Raw genomic sequence first — 22,387 nt, 5'->3', positions numbered from 1 at the left:
ACAGGTATTCCGGCCATCAGGGCCAAGTCGAACACGTGAGGATTTCAATGGACGACAACAAGAAACGCGCCTTGGCTGCGGCCCTGGGTCAGATCGAACGCCAATTCGGCAAGGGCGCGGTCATGCGCATGGGCGACCACGAGCGCACTGGCATCCCGGCCATCTCCACCGGTTCCCTGGGCCTGGACATTGCTCTCGGTATCGGCGGCCTGCCAAAAGGCCGTATCGTCGAAATCTACGGCCCGGAGTCCTCGGGTAAAACCACCCTGACCCTGTCGGTCATTGCCGAAGCCCAGAAGAACGGCGCCACCTGCGCCTTCGTCGACGCCGAGCACGCCCTCGACCCGGAATACGCCGGCAAGCTGGGTGTCAACGTCGACGACCTGCTGGTTTCGCAGCCGGACACCGGCGAGCAGGCCCTGGAAATCACCGACATGCTGGTGCGTTCCAACGCGGTTGACGTGATCATCGTCGACTCCGTGGCTGCTCTGGTCCCCAAGGCCGAGATCGAAGGCGAGATGGGTGACATGCACGTGGGGCTGCAGGCCCGTCTGATGTCGCAGGCGCTGCGCAAGATCACCGGTAACATCAAGAACGCCAACTGCCTGGTCATCTTCATCAACCAGATCCGTATGAAGATCGGCGTGATGTTCGGCAGCCCGGAAACCACCACCGGTGGTAACGCCCTGAAGTTCTACGCCTCCGTGCGCCTGGACATCCGCCGTACCGGCGCGGTCAAGGAAGGCGACGAAGTGGTCGGCAGCGAAACCCGCGTCAAGATCGTCAAGAACAAGGTCTCGCCGCCGTTCCGTCAGGCCGAGTTCCAGATCCTCTACGGCAAGGGCATCTACCGCAACGGCGAGATCATCGACCTGGGTGTTTCTCAGGGGCTGGTGGAGAAGTCCGGTGCCTGGTACGCCTACCAGGGCAACAAGATCGGCCAAGGTAAAGCCAACGCCGCCAAGTACCTGGCTGAGAACCCGGCCATTGGCGCCGAGATCGAGAAGCAGATCCGCGAGAAGCTGCTCAAGGCTGGTGCTGGCGCCGAAGCAGGCAAGGCTGCCGCAGTCGAGGCCAAGGCCGACGACGTGGCTGATGCCGAAGCCGGTTATTGATAGCGGTTGTAGATAGCCGATTATGTCCGCCGTACTCGACACCCCCGTCGCCATTCGGCGGACAGCCATGGACCTGCTCGCGCGACGTGAGCATGGTCGCGTCGAGCTGACGCGCAAGTTGCGTCAGCGCGGCGCTTCGGATGAGTTGATCGAGCCTGAGCTCGACCGGCTCGCCGAAGAAGGGCTGCTCAGCGAAGCCCGCTACCTCGAAAGCTTCATTCGGTATCGCTCCAATTCCGGCTATGGCCCTGCGCGTATACGCGAAGAGCTTGGCCAGCGCGGCCTGGCGCGTGGCGATATCGATCAGGCATTGCGTGAAAGCGGTGTGGACTGGGCGCAGCGGCTGATGGATGTCTGGCAGCGCAAGTTTGCCGGCCAGCGCCCCCATGACCCCCGCAGCCGTGGCCAGCAGACCCGCTTTCTGGCCTACCGTGGTTTCTCCATGGAGATGATCAGCCGTTTGCTCAGTGGTCGCGACCTCGACGATTATTGAAACCTCACGGTTCCTTGTAGGAGCGGCCTTGCCGGGGCGCCGGACCGGTCGGAAAGGGCTGCGCAGCGGCCCCCCTGCAACGACACAGAACCTGGGGCCGCTACGCGCCCCTTTCCGACCGGTCCGGCGCCCCGGCAAGGCCGCTCCTACAGAGGCCGCGATATTCGCAGAGGCCGATTTACCCCCGCCCGGCGGTGGGTGGTTCAATTGACCTTCAACGCCTCCCTGGCGCGCTGGGTCGTGTGCATGGGCTGCGGCTTGGCCCAGTTCTCCGGCAGGTTGATGAAGTCCACCAGCTCGCGCAGACGGCCCTGGTCGCGGCCGTTGAAGGCGAACGACAGCCGGGTCAGGTGGCTGAAGTTACCTACCTCATGCTCCGCGCCACTGTCGGCGTGCTGGTGGTACTTGCCACTCAGGCGCAAATCGGCGAAACCTTCCTGAATGTCGTACAGCGCAGCCTCGCTGAGCGGGTGATGCATGCGAATCACGAACTGGTTCTTTAGCCAGCGGCTGGAGTGGTAGTTGCTGTAGAACTGGTTGATTTCCTCCACCGCCTCATCGGCGCTGTGCACCAGGCGCACCAGCTTGAGGTCGGTGGGCAGGATGTAGCGGTTCTCTTCGAGCTGGCGGCTGATGAAGGCCAGGCAATCGCGCCAGAAGCTGCCACCGGGTGAGTCGAGCAACACCACCGGCACCAATGGGCTCTTGCCGGTCTGGATCAGGGTGAGCACTTCGAGTGCTTCATCCAGCGTGCCGAACCCGCCCGGGCAGAGCACCAAGCCATCGGCTTCCTTGACGAAAAACAGCTTGCGAATGAAGAAGAAGTGGAAGGGCAACAGTTTGTCGGTGCCGTCCACCGTGGGGTTGGCATGCTGCTCAAAGGGCAGGGTGATGTTGAAGCCCAGGCTGTGTTCGCTACCGGCCCCTTCGTGGGCTGCAGCCATGATGCCACCTCCGGCGCCAGTAATGACCATCAGGTCGGAGCGGGCCAGGGTGGCGCCCAGCTCGCGGGCCAGGGCGTACATCGGGTGTTCCAGTGGCGTTCGGGCCGAGCCGAATACCGTCACCTTGCGTCGGCCCTTGTAGCGTTCAAGGGCGCGGAACGAGTGGTCCAGCTCGCGCAGCGCCTGCAGGGTGATCTTGGCGCTCCAGCGGTCGGTGTCGTCGTGGGCCATGCGCAGGATGGTCAGCATCATGTCGCGGTACAGGGGCAGGTTGGGGCTGTTCGGTGCAACCAGTTGCAGTTGTTCGTCGATCTTGCTCAGGTCGATGTTGTTGTCCCTGAAATGATTGAACAACAGCTCATTGGGTTGGAAAGGCATTCAACGTCTCCTTTTGCAGCAAAACCTCTGACCGGGTCGATGGTGTGTCCCGGCCGCGACACTGCATGCGTCGCTGGCTGCTGATGCTCGAGTGTGCAGTTCGAGCGTTGCAGTAGGCCTTCAAGGCCAGGGTGCAGTGGCAATCAATCCATCTCGTCGATTCGGGTGTACTCGATATCAATCTAGACCCTCGCGCCTGATCGTGCCGCAGTCATTGCAGCAGCCGCTGGTCGGCGCGCACCCAATGGTGCTGAGGGTTTGGTTAACTGGGGAAGCGAAACGTATCGATGCAGGAGGTGGCGGTATGCATCGCTTGATCATCGAGGTGGACCAGCAGCTCTATCAGCAGCTGGAAAATGCGGCGCAGGTGCACCACCTGAGCCTTGAGGCAGAGTGTCGTCGCAGGCTTTCGGAGCTGGAGTGCCAGTCACGCTACCTGCAGGCGCTTCTGGCAGAATTGCGCGCCGATGCCGAAGAAGAGCAGTGGCGCGCGCCTGATGACCAGCGGGTGGTCTAGGTCATCGGTTACTTCTTTTTGTTGCCCGCAACGCAGCTGGCGGCATCGAATGCCTGGTCCATGACTGGCTGGTTGGTCTTGTACACCGTGAAGCGATAGACCATCACAGCGCCCTTGGACATCAGGTTGCGGTAACCGCTGTTACGGCAAACGCTGTCTCCCAACTGGCTGCGGACCTGGTCCGGGTTGCCCTGCATGCGCTCGGCATGGCTTTGGCGCACGCTCAGGTGGTTGACCAGGGCCTTGCCTTCTACGGTGTAGCCTTGGTCAAGGATGTCTTCGTTGACGGCGCGGGGCGTGCCGACGCTGCTCTCTTTGGCGACCTTCTGCAGCATCTTGTTCAGATCGTAGTCCTGCTTGGACGCCGCCTGGGCCGCCAGGGGCAGGGTGAGCAAAAGGCTCAGGGTCGGGACGATAAGGCGCAGCATGTATCTCTCCTGGTTCATTGACTGGCGGTTTGACATGCGCCGGCAGGTGGCGTTCCCTGAGGGGCGCTTGACGGCTGGTCGGGTACGCCAAAGTGTCGATTATAAGGGCCCGGCCAGTCCCGCTGCACGGCAAATGACGCCCGCTCTGGTAGACTTGCGTTTTGTGTTTCCGAGCCCTCGCAGTGTTCATCTTCAACCTTTCCAAAGGCCTGCCAGCATGAGCCACGCGGTAGCGCGCCTGCGCGCCGAACGCCTGGCCCGCAGCAACAAGCCGTTCATTGCCCGGGGTTCTCGGGCCGTCCGTTGCCCGCAATGCCGGGTCATTGCCAGCCATTGCCTGTGTGCCTGGAAGCCCCGGGTGCCGGCGGAGTCGGGTGTGTGCCTGCTGATGCACGACACCGAGCCACTCAAGCCGACCAACACCGGTTGGCTGATTGCCGACCTGGTCGAGGATACCTCGGCCTTCGGCTGGCAGCGCACAGCAGTCGATGACAACCTGCTGGCGCTGCTCGAACAGCCTCAATGGCAGCCCTATATCGTCTTCCCCGGCGAGTTCGTTGCCCAGGAGCGGGTAGTCAACCAGGTGGTGCGCGAGCCCGGTAAACGGCCTTTGTTCATACTGCTCGACGCCACCTGGACCGAGGCGCGCAAGATGTTTCGCAAGAGCCCGTACCTGGACCGCTTCCCGGTGCTGAGCCTTGAAGCCGAACAGATGTCGCGCTACCGCTTGCGCCGTTCCAAGCGTGACGACCACTTCTGCACGGCGGAAGTGGCCGCCATGTGCCTGGAGCTGGCTGGCGATCAGCGTGCCTCGCAGGCCCTGGACGCCTACCTGGACGTGTTCAGCTTGCACTACCTGAGCGCCAAGCGGCATTTGCCGCTGGACGAGCAGGACGACGCGCATCAGCGTTTGCATACCTTCCTATAGTCCAAGGGGCAGTGACGCCGGATTGGTTCATAATGACGGGGCTGGCAGCCAGGGTGGGCGAGGACGGCAGGGCAATTGGCTTGACCACCCCGACCGTGCTCGGCATCCTTGGCGCCGATTCGGGCACGCCGAAAATGCTGTTACCCCGGACTTTGCCGTGCCTTTCCGCCAAGCGCCCTGACTACCCCGCACGCGCCTGGCACAAAACAGGATCCTTAGATCGATGGCCACTTACGAAATCCTGATTGCCGATGACCACCCGCTGTTTCGTGGCGCCCTGCGCCAGGCTGTTACCCTGGGCCTTGGCGCCGATGTACGCCTGGTTGAGGTTGCGAGTATTGCCGAACTGGAAAGCCGCCTGAGCGAAAAAGCCGACTGGGACCTGGTGCTGTTGGACCTCAACATGCCGGGCGCCTATGGCTTTTCCGGGCTGGTCCTGCTGCGTGGGCAATACCCGCAGATCCCCGTGGTGATGGTATCGGCGCAGGAAGAAGCAGCGGTTGTGGTCAAGTCGCGCGAATTTGGCGCCAGTGGCTTCATCCCCAAGTCCAGCCCGCTGGAAGTGATTCAGGACGCCGTGCGCAAGGTGCTGGACGGCGAGGTCTGGTGGCCACCGCAGGCGTTCGAGAAAGTCGACGTTTCGGCCGAGGCCAAGGCTGCCAGCGAAGGGCTGGCCAGCCTCACGCCGCAGCAGTTCCGCGTACTGACCATGGTTTGTGAAGGTTTGCTGAACAAGCAGATCGCCTACGAGCTCAGCGTCTCGGAGGCCACCATCAAGGCCCACGTGACGGCGATCTTCCGCAAGCTGGGCGTGCGTACTCGCACCCAGGCAGCCTTGTTGCTGCAACAACTTGAATCGGTTGCCAGCCACTAACTGGCTGCTTCTTCACGCTTTTTTGACCCACGCTGGATTAGTCTGCCGGCCTTTTATCGGTGAAGTGACGCACATGTCGCCATTCAAAGGCCAGACCGGCCTCAAACGCATCTTCAACGCCGCCGGCTATTCGCTGGACGGCTTGCGCGCCGCCTTCAAGGGCGAGGCCGCATTCCGCCAGCTGGTACTGCTCAACGTGCTGCTGATCCCGACGGCCTTCTGGCTGCCGGTCAGCCGCGCAGAGCGGGCGATCATGATCGCGGTGTGCCTGCTGGGCCTGATCGTCGAGCTGTTCAACTCGGCGGTGGAAGCCGCCATCGACCGTATCTCGCTTGAGCGCCACCCCTTGTCGAAAAACGCCAAGGACATGGGCAGCGCCGCGCAACTGGTGGCGCTGACCATGGTTGCCCTGGTCTGGGGTGTGATTCTGCTCTAGGCGATTGGTGGCAGCACGATCTCGTCACTGCGGGTAAAGCCTGCGGTGAAGTTGCGGCACAACTCAAGAAACTCGCGCATGGCCGACGTCTGGTACTTCTGCTTGTGCCAGATGAAGTAGAACTGGCGCATCAAGTCCAGCTCCGGCGTTTCCACCGGTACCAGGCTTCCGCGGCGGAACGCATCGCGCAGGGCCAGGCGCGAGATGCAGCCGATGCCCAGGCCTGACTCCACCGCGCGCTTGATGGCTTCGGTGTGTTCCAGCTCCAGGCGGATGTTGAGGTTGGCGCGATGATGGCGCATGGCCTGGTCAAAGGTCAGGCGTGTACCGGAGCCTTGCTCGCGAAGAATCCAGGCTTCCTGGGACAATGTCTGGATATCCGCGTGGCCTAGCGTCGCCAGGGGGTGTTGTGGCGCGCAGAACACTACCAGCTCGTCCTCGACCCAGGGCTGAACTTCAAGGTCAGGGTGGTTGCAATCGCCTTCGATCAGACCCAGATCAATTTCGTAGTGGGCGACCTGGTGCACGATATGCGCAGTGTTCTGCACGTGCAGCTTGACCTGGCTTTCCGGGTGCACCTGCATGAAGCTGCCGATCAGCAGGGTCGCCAGGTAGTTGCCGATGGTCAGTGTGGCGCCGACCGCCAGCGAACCAAAGGCGGACTTGCCATTGAGCAGGTCTTCGATCTCCTTGGCCTGGTCGAGCAGGGCCACGGCCTGCGGCAGCAGTTGATGGCCCAGGGCGTTGAGGCTCAGGCGTTTGCCGGCGCGATCGAACAGCTGACAGCTGGATTGGCGCTCAAGCTCGGTGATGGAGGTACTGGCAGCCGACTGCGACAGCGACAGCAGGCCGGCGGCTCGAGAGACGCTTTGATGCTGGGCCACGGCGACGAAGACTTGAAGCTGACGGAGTGTGAATCGCATATCTATATAACCGATAACACATATCTTGATAATTCAGTTAACAGATATTGTCGCTGCCCCTAAACTATCGCGCAACTGCGCGTTTTGCGCGCGCTGCGTCTTTCTTCAGGAGCCCCATCGATGAGCAACATGAACCACGAACGTGTCCTCAGTGTGCACCACTGGAACGACACTCTGTTCAGCTTCAAGTGCACCCGTGACCCGGGCCTGCGCTTCGAGAACGGTCAGTTCGTGATGATCGGCCTGCAGCAGGAAACCGGTCGCCCGCTCATGCGCGCCTATTCCATCGCCTCGCCGAACTGGGAAGAGCACCTGGAATTCTTCAGCATCAAGGTGCCGGACGGCCCGCTGACTTCCCAGTTGCAGCACCTGAAGGAAGGCGACGAGATCATCATCAGCAAGAAGCCTACCGGCACCCTGGTCCTTGACGACCTGAACCCGGGCAAGCACCTCTACCTGCTGAGCACCGGCACTGGCCTGGCGCCGTTCATGAGCGTCATCCAGGACCCGGAAACCTACGAGCGCTTCGAGAAGGTGATCTTGGTTCACGGCGTGCGTTATGTGAACGAGGTGGCCTACCGCGAGTTCATCACCGAGCACCTGCCGCAGAACGAGTTCTTCGGCGAGTCGGTACGCGACAAGCTGATCTACTACCCGACCGTGACCCGCGAGCCGTTCGAGAACCAGGGCCGCCTGACCGACCTGATGCGCAGCGGCAAGCTGTTCAGCGACATCGGCCTGCCGCCGATCAACCCGCAGGACGACCGTGCGATGATCTGCGGCAGCCCAAGCATGCTGGATGAGACCAGCGAAGTGCTGGACAGCTTCGGCCTGAAAGTCTCCGCCCGTATGCGCGAGCCGGGTGACTACCTGATCGAGCGTGCCTTCGTCGAGAAGTAAGGCGCAGGCTGGTACGAAAAAGGCGACCCTCGGGTCGCCTTTTTTATTGCTGCTGAGGGAGGTGCTGTTTGTGGGGGGAAGGTCGGTGTGGGCTATTCGACGCGCGTCTCGCCGCTGTACACCAGAATCTCCCGGCACCGCTTGCACAGATACCGCCGCCCCTGGCGCACCAGCTTGTGCCGCTGTGCGGTAAACGGGAAATCACCTTGCGGGCACGGGCAGCGATAAATGTAGCGGGTTACCACGCGCCGTTGCACTTCATAGTTGTGGCAACGGTTGGGTGGCAGCTCATACACCCCACGCATGATCAGTTGCCACTCTTCGCCATGGGCCTGGATGCGCTCGCCAAACAGCTGGTGAGCCACCAGGTGCGCCACCTCGTGGGCAACAGTCTGGCGCAGGAAGTCGTCCTGGTTTTCGCGGTAAAGCTGCAGGTTGAAGCGCAGCAGGTTCTCGTGCAGGTGGGCAACGCCGGCCTTCTGGCCGCGCAGTTTGAAGCTGACTTCCGGGCGCGGGAAGGGGCGTTTGAAGAAGGTTTCGGCTTGCTGGTAACAGGTTTCGACGCGTTGTCTGAGCAGCTCTGGCATGGCGGGGCAATTCTCCTTGCCCGGCATTATGCCGCAAGCCTTGGCGGCTTGCCGAGCCACCGGTCAGCGCACAGCCAGAGGCCGCCTTGCGGCGGCCTCTGGTTGATGCCCCAGTGTTGGTTGGATCTCGTTGGGCTGCTCTAGTTGGTGTAGACGGGCCCCACGCCCAGTCCCCAGATGATCACGGTCGCGGCCATGATCGCCACCAGTACCACAAGGCCTACCGCCAGCACCGAGCTGGAAAACAGGAAGCCTTCATCGGATGGAATGTTCATGAACGTCGGCAAGCCGACATACAACAGGTACACGGTGTAGCAGATGGCTGCAGTGCCGAGCAGCATGCCCAGCCACAGGTGCGGGTAGAGCGCCGCCAGGCCGCCGAGGAACAACGGCGTGGCGGTGTAGGTGGCGAAGGCAATGCACTGCGCCATGGACGGGTTGGCATCGTAGGTGCGCGCCATCCAGTGGATGAACGCGCCCATTACCGCCACCCCGGCGAGCATCGCCAGGTAGGACATGATGCTCATCCAGATGGCGCTTTCCATGGTCAGCATCACTGCCGGCCGGTCGCCAATCACCCAGCCGACCTGGGTGGTACCGATGAATGCGGAAACGGCAGGGATCGCCGCCAGGATCAAGGTGTGCGTCAGGTACATGTGGCTGATGGATTCTTCTTCGCCACGAATTTCCCGCCATTCCTGATCGGGATGGGTAAACAGCCCCACAACGTGATGAATCATGCCGATCACTCCTCTCAATGTTGCCAAACGCCCCCCAGATGGAGCGCAAGCGGCCCGAGGCCCGAACACCAATGCAAGCGGTAATGTGGCCTTATGTCGCAGTATAGGAAGCCGTTACCTGCACAAACCGCGCTTTTTAGAGCAAATTGCGCTGTAAGGGCGCCTGCTGATTACCTTGAAGTCTTTATCGGAATGCCTACAGCGCCGCGCGGTTTGTGCGTAAAATAGCCGGCTTTTGTCACACCTCGCGGATCCAAGCGCTATGGGCACCCTCTCGGTCAACCAGAACAAACTGCAAAAACGCCTGCGTCGTCTCGCCGGCGAAGCCATCACCGACTACAACATGATCGAGGATGGCGACAAGGTCATGGTCTGCCTGTCCGGCGGCAAGGACAGCTACACCATGCTCGACGTTCTGTTGCACCTGCAGAAGGTGGCGCCGATCTCGTTCGAGATCGTGGCGGTGAACATGGACCAGAAGCAGCCCGGCTTCCCCGAACACGTGCTGCCGGCCTACCTCAAGACCCTGGGCGTCGAGTACCACATCGTCGAGAAAGACACTTACTCGGTGGTCAAGGAACTGATCCCCGAAGGCAAGACCACCTGCTCGCTGTGCTCGCGCCTGCGCCGTGGCACCTTGTACACCTTCGCCGACGAAATCGGCGCGACCAAGATGGCGCTGGGGCACCACCGCGACGACATGGTCGAGACGTTCTTCCTCAACATGTTCTTCAATGGCTCGCTCAAGGGCATGCCACCCAAGCTGCGTGCCGACGATGGCCGTAACGTGGTGATCCGCCCACTGGCCTACTGCAGCGAGAAGGACATCCAGGCCTACTCGGACATGCGCGAATTCCCTATCATCCCGTGCAACCTGTGCGGCTCGCAGGAAAACCTGCAACGCCAAGTGGTCAAGGACATGCTGGTGGAGTGGGAGCGCAAGCACCCGGGCCGTACCGAGAGCATCTTCCGCGCCATGCAGAACGTCGCGCCGTCGCAGTTGGCGGACCGCAACCTGTTCGACTTCACCAGCCTGAAGATCGACGAAAGCGCCACGCCGCGTTTTCTTGACGTGCTGAATATCTGACCCCATGCGCGATTACCAGTGGCTGCATGAGTACTGCCTGAACCGCTTCGGCTCGGCCCAGGCCCTTGAGGCCTTTCTGCCGCAGCCACGCACGCCTGCGCAACTGCGTGACATCAGTGACGATCGCTACCTGTCGACCTTGGCCCTACGCGTGTTCCGCGCCGGGCTCAAGCACAGCCTGGTGGATGCCAAGTGGCCGGCGTTCGAGCAAGTGTTCTTTGGCTTCGATCCGCACAAGGTGGTGCTGATGGGCGCCGAGCACCTGGAGCGGTTGATGCAGGACGAGCGCATCATCCGCCACCTGGGCAAGCTCAAGAGCGTGCCGCGCAATGCGCAGATGGTGCTTGATGTGGCAAAGGAGAAGGGCAGTTTCGGCGCGTTCATCGCCGACTGGCCGGTGACCGACATCGTCGGCTTGTGGAAGTATCTGGCCAAGCAGGGCAACCAGTTGGGCGGCTTGTCGGCACCGCGGTTCTTGCGCATGGTCGGCAAGGATACGTTTATCCCGACCGACGACATGGCCGCCGCGCTGATTGCGCAGAAGGTGATTGACAAGCAACCGACCAGCCAGCGAGACCTGGCCTTGGTGCAGCAGGCGTTCAACCAGTGGCACGAAGAGAGCGGGCGGCCGTTGTGCCAGTTGTCGGTGATGCTGGCGCATACCGTCAACCACTGAAATTGCGGGGGCTGCAAAGCAGCCCTGAACTCAAGCCCCTTCGCCCGCCAGGCGCCGCTCATGCTGGAACTTCCAGCGCACGAACAGCAGCGCGCTGACGAACAGCCCCAGGCTCACGATCACCTCAATCCAGCCAAACACCGCCCGCGCCGGGTCGAACGCCGCCAGCACCCCCTTGATGAAGTAGATGTTCACCACAAAGCAGGTCCAGGCATGCGCCCGGGCACTGCCCGTGAGCATACCCGGCAGCAGCAACAGCAGCGGCACCAGCTCGACCGCCAGAATCACCTCGACCCGTGCCCCGTGCAAGTTGGCGAACCACAGGTTGTTCGCCACCAGCAACGCCATCAGCCCAAAAAAGCAGGCCAGGCTCAACGCCCGCGTCAGGCGCAGGCGCGGTGCCAGCCAGTCTAGTGGCGGCAACACCTTGGGCTTTCTAGCCACGCGCGGCCTCCAGGGCCTTGGCCGTGGTTGCCAGGCGTTGGCCGAGGGCGCGGCACAGGGTGATTTCGTGCTGATCGAGCTCACGCTTGCCGTCGGCACCGGCATGGTGGCTGGCGCCGTACGGTGTACCGCCGCCACGCGTTTCGAGCAATGCCGATTCGCTGTAGGGCAGGCCCATCACCAGCATGCCGTGGTGCATCAGCGGCAGCATCATCGACAGCAGGGTGGTTTCCTGGCCACCGTGCAGGCTGGCGGTGGAGGTGAACACCCCAGCCGGCTTGCCGACTAGCTCACCGCCCAGCCACAGGCTGCTGGTGCCGTCGAGGAAGTACTTCAGCGGCGCGGCCATGTTGCCGAAGCGGGTCGGGCTGCCCAGCACCAGGCCGGCGCAATGGCGCAGGTCGTCGAGGGTGGCGTACAGCGCGCCGCTGGCCGGGATGTCCGGGGCTACGGCTTCGCATTCGGTGGAAATCGCCGGCACCGTGCGCAGGCGTGCCTCCATGCCGGCCATTTCGATACCGCGGGCGATGTGCCGGGCCATCTCGCTGGTGGAACCATGGCGGCTGTAATACAACACCAGGATGAAGGGCTGGTTCACGGAAGGATCTCCAGCACCTTCTCCGGTGGGCGGCCGATCACGGCGCGGTCGCCGGACACCAGGATCGGCCGTTCGATCAGCTTGGGGTGCTGGGCCATGGCGTCGATCAGTTGCGCGTCAGTCAGGGCCGGGTTGGCCAGGTTCAGGTCCTTGTATTCGTCTTCGCCGGTGCGCAGCAGCTGGCGCGGGGCGATCCCCAGCTTGCCGAGCAGGGCCGCCAGGGTGGCGGTGTCCGGCGGTGTTTCGAGGTAGCGCACGATGGTTGGCGCCAGGCCGCGGGCTTCGAGCAGTTCCAGCGCGCCGCGGGATTTAGAGCAGCGCGGGTTATGATAGAGCGTCAGGTCAGTCATGTCGGGTCGCATCCAGCTGGGTGTGGCGGCTATTCTAACCGCAGCGACTGAACCATTTGCTTGAAACTTCGAGAAGGATTGACCCATGGCAAGGCGTTTGGCAGCAGTACTGGCCATCACCGCGAGCCTTTTGCTCGGTGGTTGCGGTGCCGACTACGGCGTGGACCAACACGGCAACACGGTAAAGGCCGAGCAGGTCGAGGGGCACTGGCTGGTGCTCAACTACTGGGCCGAATGGTGCGGCCCGTGCCGTACCGAAATCCCTGAACTGAACGCGGCGGCCAAGCAATGGGCAGCGGATGGTATCAAGGTGGTTGGGGTGAACTTCGATGGCTTGCAGGGCCAGGACCTGAAGCAGGCTGCCGACACCTTGGGCATCGGCTTTACGGTGCTGGCGCAGGACCCGGCCGAGCGTTATGAGCTGCCACGCAGCGAGGCGCTGCCGGTGACCTACATCATCGATGACAAGGGCAAGGTGCGTGAGCAACTGATGGGTGAGCAGACCCTGGAAGGGCTGCAGGCCAAGATCAAGGCGCTGAAGGGCGCTTGATGTAAATGGGGCTGCACAGCAGCCCCATTACCTTCAGCCTTCCTCAGGCCAGAACCGCAATGGCTTGCCCTCGGCCGGCCAGAAGCGCATCTGCTCAACCGGCGACACATCCCAGCGCTGTACGGTCTCCAGCGCCTGCAAGAAGCGTTTTTCCTGCTCCATCAGCGCCGGTGCGCACAGTTTGCGGGTCTTGCCGACTTTGCCGAAACTCAGCTGCTCGCCGTCCAGCGTATAGGGTGCAAACCAGTGGTTGCAGCCACCATTGCCATACGCGCGACCATCACTGGCCAGGGTCAGGGTGAGGTGGCTGTAGTCAATCAGCGGGCGCTCGCCGATCCACTCCAGCACATAGCTGCGCTCCTGCTGCAGCTTCGACGGTTGCGCGGCGCAGCCGAGCAGGCCGGTGGCAATCAGCACGCCGGTCAGCAGATTTTTCACGCAGCGCTCTCCTGGCAACGCGGGCACAGGTGCTTTTCGCCACGGCTGGCCCAGCCCAGCTCAGCGATACGTGCGCTGGCAGCCGGTTGGCGGGCTTTCTTGCCGAGCTTGGCGTCCACCGCGAACTCGAAATCCAGCAGTGCGTCGCACTGGTCGCACGCGACCTGCCAGTTGAGGATTTCCAGTTCGTTGAACACCGGGCCGCTGGCCACGGCGACCCACTGGCCGCGCGGGTTGATCAGGTGTCGCACGCTTTCCACGGACAGGCGCATGGACAAGTCCTTGCTGCCCTTGAGGGTGACCAGCAAAGTGTCGCCCTTGTGCATCGAACCGCCGTTGCCGGTCACCTGATAGCGGCCGGGTACCAGGGCGCGGCACTCGATCAGGGTGTGTTGCGGGTTGAATAGGGTGTAGCGGAAATCGTGCTCGACCATGGGTCCTCCAGAAATGCCGCGTATCCTAGCATTAACCCAATACCAGATTCTGTGGATTGCCAGCCATCCAGCAGTTGATGTTGTCCAGCGTGGTGGTGGCGATGGCGTCCAGGGCTTCGCGGGTCAGGAAGGCCTGGTGGGCGGTGACGATCACGTTGGGGAAGGTCAGCAGCCGGGCCAGCACGTCGTCTTGCAGTGGCAGGTCGGAGCGGTCTTCGAAAAACAGCTGGGCCTCTTCCTCGTACACATCCAGGCCAAGGTAGCCGAGTTGGCCGCTCTTGAGCGCGTCGATCAGTGCCGGGGTGTCGACCAGGGCTCCACGGCCGGTGTTGATCAGCATCGCCCCGGGTTGCAACTGCGCGAGGCTCTGCGCGTTGATCAGGTGCCGGGTGTGCTCGGTCAGCGGGCAATGCAGGCTGATGATGCGCGCCTCGCGCAGCAACTCGGGCAGTGCCAGGTAGCGGGCGCCGAGGGCCAGCAGCTCCGGGTTGGGGTAGGGGTCGTAGGCCAGCAACTGGCAGCCGAAGCCGGCCATGATGCGGGCGAAGGCAACGCCGATCTGGCCGGTGCCGACCACCCCGACGGTCTTGCCGTGCAGGTCGAAGCCGGTCAGGCCGTGCAAGGTGAAGTCGCCTTCGCGGGTGCGGTTGTAGGCCCGGTGCAGCCGCCGGTTGAGGGCGAGGATCAGGGCCACGGCGTGCTCGGCCACGGCGTGTGGCGAGTAGGCCGGTACCCTTACCACGGCCAGGCCCAGGCGTTGGGCGGCGTTCAGGTCGACATGGTTGTAGCCCGCCGAGCGCAGGGCGATCAGGCGCGTGCCGCCCGCAGCCAGGCGCGCCAGCACCTGGGCGTCGAGTTCATCGTTGATGAAGGCGCAGACCACCTCGTAGCCATCGGCGAGGGGCGCGGTGTCCAGGGTCAGGCGGGCAGGCTGGAAGTGCAGGTCCAATGGGGTGCCGACGGCGGCCTGGGTGAAGCTCTCCTGGTCGTAGTGCTGGCTGCTGAACAACAGGGCGCGCATGGTCGGGCTTCCTTTGCGAGGGTCTGGGGATTGTAGCCGCCTGGCCTGTCAGGCATTCAGGTGAGCCTGGCAGGCCAGCCGGTTGATCGCGCTGTCCAGCTCATCCAGTGCCTGCTGCGCAAGCGGATGCTCCTGTTTGAGCAAGGTCTCGCTGCGCTGGCATGCCGCCCGCAATTGCGGCACGCCGCAATAACGCGAAGCGCCGTTGAGGCGGTGTACCTGCTCGATCAGCGTGGTGTGATCGTGCGCTTCACGCGCAGCGCGTATCGCCTCGCGATCGGACTCCAGCGACGCCAGCAGCATGGCCAGCATGTCGGCCGCCAGGTCGGGCTTGCCGGCTGCCAGGCGCAAGCCCTCCTCAGGGTCCAGCACCTTCAGTTCGTCACTGTTGGCCAGTTGTTCTGCCAGGCGCTCCTGCTGTGGCATGCCAAGGCTCAGGCCGGTCCACTTCATCACCACCTGGGCCAACTGCCGCTCGCTGATCGGCTTGGTCAGGTAGTCATCCATGCCAGCATGCAGCAGGGCGCGTTTCTCGTTGGCCATGGCATGCGCGGTGAGGGCGACGATCGGCAGCGGGCTGCCGCTCTGGGCGTTTTCCCACAGGCGGATCTGCTCGGTGCAGGCGCGGCCGTCCATGCCGGGCATCTGCACGTCCATCAGCACCAGGTCGAACGGCTCGTCCTGTACTGCCTGCACCGCCGCATAGCCATTGTCCACTGCCAGTACCTCGGCACCGAGGTCTTCGAGCAGGGTCTGCACCAGCAGCAGGTTGGCCGCATTGTCATCGACGCAGAGGATCTTCGGCTGACGCTGGCCGCTGTGGACGTTTGGTTCGCCGAGCGGGCGACGTGGCTGCACCAGCTCCAGCAACAGCCGGCGCAACTTGCGCGTACAGGTCGGTTTGGACAGCAACTGGCCATGCCCATTGGGCAGGTAGGGGTGATACAGCGCCTGCTCGGTGGTCGGGCACAACACCACGCATTGGCATTGGTAGCGCTCAAGGTGCAGGTGATATTCCCCGAGCTGCTCTGGTGTGAGGTTGCCCAGGTTGGCGCCGAGCACCGCGAAGTCGAACGGGTGGCCAGCCTGGTGGGCGGCCTGCACGGCATGCAGCAACTGATCGAAAGAAGCGAACAGGCTGACGCTCAGGCCGCAGTCCTCAAGCTGATGCTCCAGTGCCTGGCGCGCCAGCTCATGGCTGTCGACGATGGCCGCGCGCCGCCCCAGCAGCGGTTGCAGCGGCAGGTCTTCGGCATCGTCGTGGGCCTTGGGCAGGTTGAGGCTGATCCAGAACTGCGAGCCTTCACCCGGCGTGCTGTCGACGCCGATCTCGCCGCCCATCTGCTCGATCAGGCGCTTGGAAATCACCAGGCCCAGGCCGGTGCCACCGGGCTGGCGAGCCAGCGAGTTGTCGGCCTGGCTGAAGGCCTGGAACAGGGTGCGCACATCCTGCGGAGACAAGCCGATACCGGTGTCCTGCACGCTGATGCGAAGCTGTGCGCTGTCTTCGCGTTCGTCCTCGAGCATGGCGCGCACGACGATCGTGCCTTCGCGGGTGAACTTGATGGCGTTGCTCACCAGGTTGGTGAGGATCTGCTTGAGCCGCAGCGGGTCGCCGATCAGTGACGACGGGGTGTCACGGTAGATCAGGCTGAGCAGTTCGAGCTGCTTGGCGTGGGCGGCAGGGGCGAGGATGGTGAGGGTGTCCTGGACCAGGTCGCGCAGGTTGAACGGAATGCTGTCGAGCACCAGCTTGCCGGCCTCGATCTTGGAGAAGTCGAGGATCTCGTTGATGATCCCCAGCAGGTTGTCGGCGGACTTCTCGATGGTGCTCAGGTAATCCAGCTGGCGCGGCGTCAGTTCGCTTTTTTGCAGCAGGTGAGTGAAGCCGAGGATGCCGTTGAGGGGGGGGCGGATCTCGTGGCTCATGTTGGCCAGGAACTCCGACTTGATCCGGCTGGCCTCCAGGGCTTCCTTGCGGGCCATGTCCAGCTCGATGTTCTGGATCTCGATGGTTTCCAGGTTCTGGCGCACGTCCTCGGTGGCCTGGTCGATGCTGTGCTGCAACTCTTCATGGGCGCTGTGCAGGGTCTCGGCCATGCGGTTGATGCCGCGGGCCAGCTCGTCCAGCTCATGGCTGCCCATGGCCGGCAGGCGTTCGTCGAGGTGGCCGTCCTTGAGCTGATTGACCGTGTGCTTGATGCGCTTGATCGGGTCGTTGATGGTGCGGCTCATGCGCAGGGCCAGCAGGCCGCTGAGGGCCAGGCAGGCGAGGATCAGCAACAGGCTGGTGAACAGGTTGCGGTAGCCCCGCAGCAGGGTGCCGTCATGCGACAGTTCGATTTCGACCCAACCCAGCAGGCGTTCGGCCTCGGCCGGCACCGCATCGGTGGCCAGGTCGCGGTGGTGGCCGAAGACCGGCATCAGGTAGCGGGTGGCATCATTGCCGGTGCGTTGCAGCAACTGGGTGCCGGTGCCGCCGCTTGGCGGCTGGTTGAGCATGCTCGGGCCGGCATGGGCCAGGCGCGTGCGGTCCGGGGCAAGGAAGGCGACGGCGCGCACATCGGCCTGCTCCAGGGTCTGTGCGGCAATCCGCTCCAGTTGCGCGGGCGCCAGGCGGGCCATGGCGGGCGCAGCCAGTGGCGCCAGTTGCTCGGCGATCATCTTGCCGCGTTGCAGCAGCTGGGTGCGCAAATCGCTTTGCTGCAACCAGGTGAAATAACTGCCCAGTACCAGCGCCATCAGGCCGGCAGGCAGCAGGGCCAACAGCAGGACCCGGCTTCTGATTCCCAAACGATCGAGCACACTTGGCTCCTGTCATGTGCCTGGACGCCGTCAACCGCGTGACGGACCAAGCCGGGAAGTTACTCCGCCTGTTCAGGTATTGCACTCATTTGTCTGTCTTTTCGTGGCCTTGGCAAGGCATTGGTCGCAGGGCGGTTGCTTACAGCCGAGCGGATGCTCAATAATTGCGCAATTGAGAATGCATGACAGTTGCCAATGAATCCCGTAGCTATTCACACTTCCAACATCCTCGCCATCGAGGATGACCCGGTACTGGGCGCCTATCTGCACGAAGAGCTGCAGCGGGGTGGCTTCCAGGTGACCTGGTGCCGCAATGGCCTCGAAGGCCTTGAAGCGGCAGGCCGTCAGGCCTTCGATGTGGTGCTCATGGACATCCTGCTGCCCGGGCTCAACGGCCTGGATGCACTGGCCCAGCTGCGCCTGCGCAGCGCCACGCCGGTGATCCTGATGTCGGCGCTGGGCGCCGAGGCCGATCGTATCAGCGGTTTTCAGCGGGGCGCCGACGACTACCTGCCCAAGCCCTTCAGCATGGCCGAACTGCAGGTGCGCATCGAGGCGATCCTGCGGCGTGTGGCCCTGGAGCGGCGTCATCAGCCGCAGCAGGAAGCCGTTTCAGGCGGTTTGCAGTTCGACGAAGCGCTCAGCGATGTGCGGCTCGAAGGGCGCCTGGCCGGCCTCACCCCGAGCGAATATCGGCTGCTCGAGATCCTCAACCGCAACCTGGATGAGGTGCTGAGCAAACCCTTCCTTTATCAGCAGGTTCTGCAGCGGGGTTACTCGCGGCATGATCGCAGCTTGGACATGCACGTCAGCCAGATCCGCCGCAAGCTCAAGGGTATCGGCTACCAGGAGCGGCAGATCCGCACCGTCTGGGGCAAGGGCTACGTGCTTAGCGCCAGCGAAATGGAGTAAGCCATGCTCGACCGCCATTCACTGTTCTGGAAGCTGGCCATTCTGTTGGTGGGCTTCTGCCTGCTGATGATCGGCCTGAGCTACACCTGGGGCCGGCACATGGAAACCCAGAACGCCTTCCTTTCCGAGCCGGCGCGGCAGTTGCTGCGCGGCTACGCGGCGGAGGCCGAACGGGCCTGGCGCAGCGGTGGGCGAGCAGGGCTGGACCAGTGGGTGGGCGAGATGCACCAGCGCGAGCGCGGCTGGGTCGGCGTGCTCGACAGCAACTTGCGGCCGCTCGACAGCGCCACCCTGCGCTCCGACATCATGCAAAGGCTGACGCGCCTGCGCAGCGTCGACTGGCCCATGAGCCGGCGCAGTGTCGACCAACCTTGGCTGCGCATTCCATTCCCGGGGGCGCCGGAGCAGGGCATGCTGGTGATCGAGCTGCCCGAGCGCCTCAACCCCGGCCAGTACCGTGTGCTGTGGCGGGTGGTGACCAACGGCATCATCCCTGGCCTGTTCACCTTGCTGCTGTGTGTGGGCCTTTACCGCATGCTGATCGTGCCGCTCAACCAGTTGCGTGAGCAGGCCAATGCCTGGCGCGCCGACCAACTGTCGGCGCGCCTCGACCCGCGCACCATTGCCCGGCATGACGAGCTTGGCGAACTGGCCCGGGCGTTCGACCAGATGGCCGACCGGCTGCAGGGCACGGTGGCCCTGCAGCAGCAGATGTTGCGCGACCTGTCCCACGAAATGCGCACCCCCCTCAGCCGACTGCGTGTGGCCTGTGATGGCGAAACCGACCTGCAGGGCCTGCGCGAGCGGCTGGCGCGTGAGGTGGACTGCATGCAGCAACTGGTCGAGGGCACCTTGCAACTGGCCTGGCAAGACGCCGAGCGCGCGCCGATGAACCTGGAGCCGATCCAGGTCCAGGCGCTGTGGGACCTGCTCGCCGAAGATGCCAGTTACGAAAGCGGCTGGTCACCCGCGCGGCTGCGCTGCGAACTGCCCGCCAGTTGCTGGGTGCAGGGCAATCTCAATTACCTGGCCCAGGCGCTGGAAAACCTGCTGCGCAATGCCATCCGTCACTCGCCGGCCGACGGCCTGGTACGCCTCGGCGGGCAGCGCGAGGGCAACCACTGGTGGCTGTGGCTGGAGGATGAAGGCAGGGGCGTGGCCGAGGAGGACCTGGAACGGATCTTCGCGCCGTTTTCCCGGCTGGATGGTTCGCGCCCCGGCGACGGCGGGTTCGGCCTGGGCTTGAGCATTGCACGCAGCGCTATCCAGCGCCAAGGTGGGACCTTGTGGGCGGAGAATGGCAAGCGTGGCCTGCGCTTGTGGATGCGCCTGCCCTTGCATGAACCCGCTGCCCGCGAACAGGGCGACAAGCGGCCGCAGCGCCCCGCTTATAGCGTGTAGCTATATGCATCACAGATTGCGTGATATGGCCGGGAAAGGTTTGCCGGTATGATAGGCGCCCCTGCCGTCCGGATTGTGAAATACGCCATGACCTTGCAGTACCCAACCATCGCCGATTGCGTCGGCAATACGCCCCTGGTTCGCCTGCAGCGCATTGCCGGAGAGACCAGCAACACGCTCCTGCTCAAGCTCGAAGGCAACAATCCCGCCGGCTCGGTCAAGGACCGCCCGGCGCTGTCGATGATCACCCGCGCCGAACTGCGCGGCCAGATCAAACCTGGCGACACGCTGATCGAGGCCACCTCGGGCAACACCGGTATCGCCCTGGCGATGGCGGCAGCGATCAAGGGTTACAAGATGATCCTGATCATGCCGGACAACTCCACCGCCGAACGCAAGGCCGCCATGACGGCCTACGGCGCCGAGTTGATCCTGGTGACCAAGGAGGAGGGCATGGAAGGTGCCCGTGACCTCGCCGAGAAGCTGCAATCCGAAGGCCGCGGCCTGGTGCTCGACCAGTTTGCCAATGGCGACAACCCGATCGCACACTACAACAGCACCGGCCCGGAGATCTGGCAACAGACCCAGGGCAATATCACCCATTTTGTCAGCTCCATGGGGACCACCGGCACCATCATGGGCTGCTCGCAGTACCTCAAGGAGCAGAACCCGGCGGTGCAGATCATCGGCCTGCAGCCGATGGAAGGCTCGGCGATCCCGGGCATCCGCCGGTGGCCGGAGCAATACCTGCCGAAAATCTTCGACGCCAGCCGCGTGGACCGCGTGGTCGATATGTCGCAGCAGGAAGCCGAAGACATCACCCGCCGCCTTGCCCGTGAAGAGGGCATTTTCTGCGGCGTGTCTTCCGGTGGTGCAGTCGCGGCGATGCTGCGCCTGTCCCACGAGGTGGAAAATGCGGTAATGGTCGCAATCATCTGCGACCGTGGTGACCGATACCTGTCCACTGGCCTGTTTGACCCGAGCTAAATGTCCAAGAAGAAAAGCAACAGCGGCCTGCGCTTCCAGCCAGCCGGTGGCAACCGTAGCCCCCAAGTTCCCGTGGGCAAGAAACAGCGCCTGGATATCGAGCGCCTGGCCGGTGACGGCCGTGGCATCGCATTCCATGAAGGGCGTACCTGGTTCGTCAGCGGCGCGTTGGCCGGTGAGGCCGTCGAGGCCCGCGTGCTCAATGCCCGCGGCAAGGTGGTGGAGGCGCGCCTGGAACGCGTGCTGCAGGCCAGCCCCGAACGGCGCGAGGCGCCGTGCCGGCACTATGCCCGCTGTGGTGGCTGCAACCTGCAGCATTTGCCCCACGAAGGGCAACTGGCGCTCAAGCAGCGCACGCTGGCCGAGCAACTGCAGCGGGTTGCCGGCGTACAACCCGAAGCATGGGCCGCCCCGCTGAGCGGCCCGGAATTCGGCTACCGACGCCGGGCGCGGGTAGCCGTGCGCTGGGACATCAAGGCGCGTCAGCTGGAAGTCGGCTTCCGTGCCGAAGCCAGTCAGGAGATCATCTCCATCGACGAATGCGCGGTGCTGGTACAGCCCTTGCAGTCGATTCTGCGTCACTTGCCGACCGCCTTGCGTGCGTTGAGCAAACCGCAGGTAATCGGCCATGTCGAGCTGTTCAGCGGCACTGCCGAAGCCGTGCTGGTACGCCATGTCGCGCCGCTGGCGGAAGATGACCTGGCACGCCTGCAGGCATTTTGCAGCGAGGCCGGGGCGCAGCTCTGGCTGCAGGGCGAAGGTGAGCCGGCGCCCATGGACACGGCCGCGAAACTGGGCTTTGCCCTTGAGCCCTGGCAGTTGGAACTCGCCTGGCGCCCCGGCGACTTCGTGCAGGTCAACGCCCAGGTCAACACGGCGATGATCGAGCAGGCCCTGGCCTGGCTCGCACCCACGGCCGATGAGCGTGTGCTGGACCTGTTCTGCGGCCTGGGCAACTTTGCCCTGCCGTTGGCTCGCCAGGCCCGTGAAGTGGTGGCGGTGGAAGGTGTGCAGGCCATGGTCGATAGGGCCGCGGCCAATGCCCGGAACAACAATGTGCATAACGCACGGTTTTTTCAGGCCGATTTATCGCAGCCTTTGGCAGGTGCCGAATGGGCCGCCGAAGGCTTTTCTGCGGTACTCTTGGATCCACCGCGCGACGGTGCTTTCGAGGTGGTGCGAGATATCGCCCGCCTCAAGGCCAAGCGGCTGGTCTACGTATCGTGCAACCCGGCCACGCTGGCGCGAGACGCCCAGGTGCTGGTCGGTCAGGGGTACCGGTTAAAAAGGGCCGGGATTCTCGACATGTTTCCTCAGACGGCGCATGTCGAGGCCATGGCGTTATTCGAAGCGGGCTAGCAAACTGGCCCGTTGGTGCGGTTGCCAGGGAATGGCGGCCACACGGTGGAAGCCTGCGTACC

At 63.5% G+C, this 22,387-nt stretch carries 26 protein-coding genes; 14 read left to right on the top strand and 12 right to left on the bottom strand.

All coding sequences use genetic code 11. From position 1 onward, the window contains the following. Window positions 1–47 precede the first annotated feature (47 nt). Window positions 48–1,115, top strand: a complete 1,068-nt coding sequence (gene recA, locus DJ563_RS15165; protein ID WP_434517972.1) for a recombinase RecA — start codon at window positions 48–50, stop codon at window positions 1,113–1,115. Window positions 1,116–1,137: 22 nt separating this feature from the next. Then, entirely contained in the window at window positions 1,138–1,608 is a 471-nt protein-coding gene (recX, locus tag DJ563_RS15160; RefSeq protein ID WP_186662981.1) for a recombination regulator RecX, read from the top strand. 203 nt (window positions 1,609–1,811) lie between these two features. Here the strand turns inward: recX and DJ563_RS15155 are convergent, their stop codons facing one another. After that, window positions 1,812–2,930 carry an LOG family protein gene (locus tag DJ563_RS15155; protein ID WP_274100166.1) on the bottom strand — a complete coding sequence of 373 codons (1,119 nt, stop codon included), beginning with the start codon at window positions 2,928–2,930 and terminating at the stop codon, window positions 1,812–1,814. A gap of 304 nt (window positions 2,931–3,234) precedes the next feature. Between DJ563_RS15155 and DJ563_RS15150 the strand changes: the two genes are divergently transcribed. Continuing rightward, window positions 3,235–3,447 carry a hypothetical protein gene (locus DJ563_RS15150; RefSeq protein WP_033700845.1) on the top strand — a complete coding sequence of 71 codons (213 nt, stop codon included), beginning with the start codon at window positions 3,235–3,237 and terminating at the stop codon, window positions 3,445–3,447. 8 nt (window positions 3,448–3,455) lie between these two features. On the opposite strand, the gene DJ563_RS15145 is transcribed toward DJ563_RS15150, so the two are convergent. Continuing rightward, window positions 3,456–3,875: a quorum-sensing-regulated virulence factor family protein gene (locus tag DJ563_RS15145; protein WP_274100167.1), complete on the bottom strand. Its 420-nt coding sequence runs from the start codon at window positions 3,873–3,875 to the stop codon at window positions 3,456–3,458. 217 nt (window positions 3,876–4,092) lie between these two features. Between DJ563_RS15145 and DJ563_RS15140 the strand changes: the two genes are divergently transcribed. From DJ563_RS15140 to DJ563_RS15130, 3 genes are all read left to right on the top strand, one after another. Then, window positions 4,093–4,803, top strand: a complete 711-nt coding sequence (locus DJ563_RS15140) for a tRNA-uridine aminocarboxypropyltransferase (protein ID WP_033700842.1) — start codon at window positions 4,093–4,095, stop codon at window positions 4,801–4,803. A gap of 223 nt (window positions 4,804–5,026) precedes the next feature. Continuing rightward, window positions 5,027–5,677 carry a response regulator transcription factor ErdR gene (gene erdR / locus DJ563_RS15135; protein ID WP_274100168.1) on the top strand — a complete coding sequence of 217 codons (651 nt, stop codon included), beginning with the start codon at window positions 5,027–5,029 and terminating at the stop codon, window positions 5,675–5,677. 73 nt (window positions 5,678–5,750) lie between these two features. Continuing rightward, window positions 5,751–6,113: a diacylglycerol kinase gene (locus DJ563_RS15130; RefSeq protein ID WP_027595832.1), complete on the top strand. Its 363-nt coding sequence runs from the start codon at window positions 5,751–5,753 to the stop codon at window positions 6,111–6,113. Here the strand turns inward: DJ563_RS15130 and finR are convergent. Then, window positions 6,110–7,036 carry a LysR family transcriptional regulator FinR gene (finR, locus tag DJ563_RS15125; protein ID WP_033700841.1) on the bottom strand — a complete coding sequence of 309 codons (927 nt, stop codon included), beginning with the start codon at window positions 7,034–7,036 and terminating at the stop codon, window positions 6,110–6,112. The two genes, DJ563_RS15130 and finR, sit on opposite strands and share 4 nt — an antisense overlap. Before the next feature lie 120 nt (window positions 7,037–7,156). On the opposite strand from finR, the gene fpr reads away from it, so the two are divergent. Then, window positions 7,157–7,936, top strand: a complete 780-nt coding sequence (fpr, locus tag DJ563_RS15120) for a ferredoxin-NADP reductase (protein ID WP_033700840.1) — start codon at window positions 7,157–7,159, stop codon at window positions 7,934–7,936. Window positions 7,937–8,028: 92 nt separating this feature from the next. Here the strand turns inward: fpr and DJ563_RS15115 are convergent, their stop codons facing one another. After that, the gene (locus DJ563_RS15115) at window positions 8,029–8,523 is read right to left on the bottom strand and encodes a SprT family zinc-dependent metalloprotease (protein ID WP_274098906.1); all 495 of its coding nucleotides are present in this window, start codon (window positions 8,521–8,523) and stop codon (window positions 8,029–8,031) included. Window positions 8,524–8,663: 140 nt separating this feature from the next. After that, complete coding sequence (locus tag DJ563_RS15110) at window positions 8,664–9,263, bottom strand: Yip1 family protein (RefSeq protein ID WP_033700838.1); 600 nt, start codon at window positions 9,261–9,263, stop codon at window positions 8,664–8,666. Window positions 9,264–9,525: 262 nt separating this feature from the next. Between DJ563_RS15110 and ttcA the strand changes: the two genes are divergently transcribed. Together ttcA and DJ563_RS15100 are read left to right on the top strand one after the other, a co-directional pair. Continuing rightward, on the top strand, window positions 9,526–10,350 hold the full coding sequence (gene ttcA / locus DJ563_RS15105; RefSeq protein WP_033700837.1) for a tRNA 2-thiocytidine(32) synthetase TtcA: 825 nt from the start codon (window positions 9,526–9,528) through the stop codon (window positions 10,348–10,350). 4 nt (window positions 10,351–10,354) lie between these two features. Further along, on the top strand, window positions 10,355–11,026 hold the full coding sequence (locus DJ563_RS15100; RefSeq protein WP_047581654.1) for a DNA-3-methyladenine glycosylase I: 672 nt from the start codon (window positions 10,355–10,357) through the stop codon (window positions 11,024–11,026). Window positions 11,027–11,056: 30 nt separating this feature from the next. On the opposite strand, the gene DJ563_RS15095 is transcribed toward DJ563_RS15100, so the two are convergent. The 3 genes from DJ563_RS15095 to arsC are packed head-to-tail and all read right to left on the bottom strand — an operon-like array spanning window position 11,057 to window position 12,418. Next, window positions 11,057–11,470, bottom strand: a complete 414-nt coding sequence (locus tag DJ563_RS15095; RefSeq protein ID WP_274098904.1) for a DUF2069 domain-containing protein — start codon at window positions 11,468–11,470, stop codon at window positions 11,057–11,059. Beyond that, the gene (gene wrbA, locus DJ563_RS15090) at window positions 11,463–12,068 is read right to left on the bottom strand and encodes an NAD(P)H:quinone oxidoreductase (RefSeq protein ID WP_434517971.1); all 606 of its coding nucleotides are present in this window, start codon (window positions 12,066–12,068) and stop codon (window positions 11,463–11,465) included. Before wrbA ends, DJ563_RS15095 begins: the two co-directional genes overlap by 8 nt. After that, a complete protein-coding gene (gene arsC / locus DJ563_RS15085; RefSeq protein ID WP_434517970.1) occupies window positions 12,065–12,418 on the bottom strand; it encodes an arsenate reductase (glutaredoxin) in 354 nt (117 codons plus the stop codon). The genes wrbA and arsC overlap by 4 nt, the downstream gene beginning before the upstream one ends. A gap of 85 nt (window positions 12,419–12,503) precedes the next feature. On the opposite strand from arsC, the gene DJ563_RS15080 reads away from it, so the two are divergent. Further along, complete coding sequence (locus DJ563_RS15080; RefSeq protein ID WP_434517969.1) at window positions 12,504–12,968, top strand: TlpA disulfide reductase family protein; 465 nt, start codon at window positions 12,504–12,506, stop codon at window positions 12,966–12,968. A 33-nt stretch (window positions 12,969–13,001) separates the two neighbouring features. On the opposite strand, the gene DJ563_RS15075 is transcribed toward DJ563_RS15080, so the two are convergent. From DJ563_RS15075 to DJ563_RS15060, 4 genes are read right to left on the bottom strand one after another with little or no spacing between them, the layout of a single operon-like run. Next, the gene (locus DJ563_RS15075; protein ID WP_033700829.1) at window positions 13,002–13,406 is read right to left on the bottom strand and encodes an META domain-containing protein; all 405 of its coding nucleotides are present in this window, start codon (window positions 13,404–13,406) and stop codon (window positions 13,002–13,004) included. Then, on the bottom strand, window positions 13,403–13,840 hold the full coding sequence (locus DJ563_RS15070) for a hypothetical protein (RefSeq protein ID WP_033700828.1): 438 nt from the start codon (window positions 13,838–13,840) through the stop codon (window positions 13,403–13,405). The genes DJ563_RS15075 and DJ563_RS15070 overlap by 4 nt, the downstream gene beginning before the upstream one ends. Before the next feature lie 31 nt (window positions 13,841–13,871). Continuing rightward, on the bottom strand, window positions 13,872–14,861 hold the full coding sequence (locus DJ563_RS15065; protein WP_274098901.1) for a 2-hydroxyacid dehydrogenase: 990 nt from the start codon (window positions 14,859–14,861) through the stop codon (window positions 13,872–13,874). A gap of 48 nt (window positions 14,862–14,909) precedes the next feature. Beyond that, window positions 14,910–17,666 (bottom strand): response regulator, encoded by a 2,757-nt coding sequence (locus DJ563_RS15060; RefSeq protein WP_434517968.1) that lies wholly within the window; start codon window positions 17,664–17,666, stop codon window positions 14,910–14,912. A 195-nt stretch (window positions 17,667–17,861) separates the two neighbouring features. Between DJ563_RS15060 and DJ563_RS15055 the strand changes: the two genes are divergently transcribed. From DJ563_RS15055 to rlmD, 4 genes are all read left to right on the top strand, one after another. After that, window positions 17,862–18,578 (top strand): response regulator transcription factor, encoded by a 717-nt coding sequence (locus tag DJ563_RS15055; RefSeq protein ID WP_434517967.1) that lies wholly within the window; start codon window positions 17,862–17,864, stop codon window positions 18,576–18,578. A gap of 3 nt (window positions 18,579–18,581) precedes the next feature. Further along, window positions 18,582–19,979, top strand: a complete 1,398-nt coding sequence (locus tag DJ563_RS15050; RefSeq protein ID WP_274098899.1) for a sensor histidine kinase — start codon at window positions 18,582–18,584, stop codon at window positions 19,977–19,979. Window positions 19,980–20,066: 87 nt separating this feature from the next. Next, complete coding sequence (gene cysM, locus DJ563_RS15045; protein ID WP_274098898.1) at window positions 20,067–20,966, top strand: cysteine synthase CysM; 900 nt, start codon at window positions 20,067–20,069, stop codon at window positions 20,964–20,966. After that, window positions 20,967–22,325, top strand: a complete 1,359-nt coding sequence (gene rlmD / locus DJ563_RS15040; protein ID WP_274098897.1) for a 23S rRNA (uracil(1939)-C(5))-methyltransferase RlmD — start codon at window positions 20,967–20,969, stop codon at window positions 22,323–22,325. The last annotated feature ends 62 nt before the right edge of the window (window positions 22,326–22,387 follow it).

Origin of the sequence: Pseudomonas sp. NFX1, assembly GCF_051123555.1 — a bacterium.
Classification (GTDB): Bacteria; Pseudomonadota; Gammaproteobacteria; order Pseudomonadales; family Pseudomonadaceae; genus Aquipseudomonas; species Aquipseudomonas capeferrum.
Note: the sequence above shows the minus strand (reverse complement) of the source record. Positions and strands in the feature narration are given on the sequence as shown.